At 32.6% G+C, this 1,992-nt stretch carries 2 protein-coding genes and 1 pseudogene; 2 read left to right on the forward strand and 1 reads right to left on the reverse strand.

Annotated features, from left to right (window positions below; genetic code table 11):
• Positions 1 to 676: pseudogene (locus WBN21_RS09840) on the reverse strand (M1 family peptidase); the annotation flags it as partial.
• Positions 677 to 887: 211 nt separating this feature from the next.
• Between WBN21_RS09840 and WBN21_RS09845 the strand changes: the two are divergent.
• Together WBN21_RS09845 and WBN21_RS09850 are read left to right on the forward strand one after the other, a co-directional pair.
• Positions 888 to 1,421, forward strand: coding sequence for an inorganic diphosphatase (locus tag WBN21_RS09845; protein WP_424199809.1), 534 nt, complete (start codon positions 888 to 890; stop codon positions 1,419 to 1,421).
• Positions 1,422 to 1,551: 130 nt separating this feature from the next.
• Positions 1,552 to 1,992: sodium/proton-translocating pyrophosphatase (locus WBN21_RS09850; RefSeq protein WP_424199811.1), on the forward strand; the 441-nt coding region annotated here is incomplete at its 3' end.

The raw sequence follows: 1,992 nt of genomic DNA on the forward strand, positions 1-1,992 counted from the left end.
GCCAACCTTCTGTATCATTATAAACAGCCATTCTAGGAAACCAATGCGCAATTAAATAAACGGTGTTATCATCTTCTGGAAAATACTCATACCCTTCACGAGATAATTTATACATACTTCTATCGGTTATAGGATAAGACCAAGCAATTGCCAAGGTAGTTGATGCGCCGGGTTTAAGGACAGAATTTAGTTTCACTTTCATCATGGTATTATTAACCAATGTTTTTAAGTCATTTCCATTACCATCTTTTACATATTTTATAGAATAACCTGCAGGAAAATTAATAGCCCTAGTTAAAAACTGCATTTGCCTAGTGGTAATCGAATCTTTCATTACATTATCTATCGATCCAAAATCTTCATTTCCTTTTTTGTTCACATTCTGCTCAAGTTGCATCCACACATAACTTAATTCATCCGGGGAATTATTAAAATATGTGATACTCTCTACTCCAGTAAGCGTATTGTTTTTTTCGTCAATTATAGCCTTAATTTTATAATCTGCCCGTTGTTGCCAATAATCTCTACCAGGCGCTCCACTAGCTGTTCGATAGGTATTCGGAGCCGCAATCATATTATCGATTGGCTCAAATTTTCCTTGCCAAGGTTGGTTCTGTGCACCAATATTTGGCAATAAAAAAAGGGATATAGAAAGAAATAAAAGTAGTTGTTTCATTTTAAAAAAATTATTTAAATTAGTCTTTCACAATATAATAAATATTTAATGTGCGTTACGTTAAATTCAATTTGAAGTTCCTTTTAGTTTATTATTATTAAAATAGATTTAAAACAAGTCGTTTTTGTTGCTTTCAAAATGCGTGTTCAGTAACTTTGCACTCCAAAATCTAATTAATACATAACCCCAAGATAAAATAACACAAATAACAATGACAGATAAAAAAAAGAAAAAAGTATCATTTGATGTACTTATAGAAATCCCTAAAGGAAGTAGAAATAAATACGAATATGATTTTACATTACATAAAATTCGTTTTGATCGTACTTTATTTTCATCAATGATGTATCCAGGAGATTATGGATTTGTACCCGAAACACTTGCTTTAGATAGTGATCCACTAGATGTTTTGGTGCTTTCAACTGAACCTTCTTATCCTATGGTAGTAATGGAAGTTAGGCCAATTGGTGTTTTCCATATGACTGACGAAAAAGGACCTGATGAAAAAATTATTTGTGTACCTGTTTCAGATCCTGTTTGGAGTAAAAGAAGTGATATTTCTGATTTAAACCCACATAGATTAAAAGAAATAGAGCATTTTTTCCAAGTTTATAAAGATTTAGAAAAGAAAAAAGTTGATACGGGAGGATGGGGCAATGCTGAAGAAGCTATTAAAATTTATCACGAATGTGTAGCACGTTATGACAATAGTGAACACAAGAAAAAACGTACTTTTACCATCTAAATTGAAGTATTAACAATATATCTATAAAAAAATGAGCCATCTTTAATTAAAGGTGGTTTTTTTTATCACTTATATTTCCATATTTTTACCCCCGTTAAAAAAATAATTAATTTAAACTAACTAACAGAATATGGAATTAATAGTAAAATTTTTACCGCTTTTTGGTGTTGTAGCTTTAATTTTCGTTTTTCTAAAAAGCGGATGGGTTTCAAAACAAGAAGTTGGTAATGAGAAAATGTCTCGTATCGCTAAGAATATTGCAGACGGCGCCATGGCGTTTTTAAAAGCCGAATACAAGGTATTAGCAATTTTCGTGGCGGCGGTAGCTGTCTTATTATATTTTAAAGGAACTTCAGAAGTAGGCTCTAGCGGGATGGTAGCAGTATCATTCATTGTAGGTGCTATTTGTTCTGCATTAGCAGGTTTCATCGGAATGAAAGTGGCAACCAAAGCAAATGTTAGAACTACGGAAGCTGCAAGAACATCTTTAGGACGTGCATTAGAAGTAGCGTTTGCTGGTGGTGCTGTAATGGGATTAGGTGTTGTAGGTTTAGGTATTTTAGGCTTAAGT

Source organism: Algibacter sp., assembly GCF_049667265.1.
Taxonomy (GTDB): Bacteria; Bacteroidota; Bacteroidia; order Flavobacteriales; family Flavobacteriaceae; genus Algibacter_B.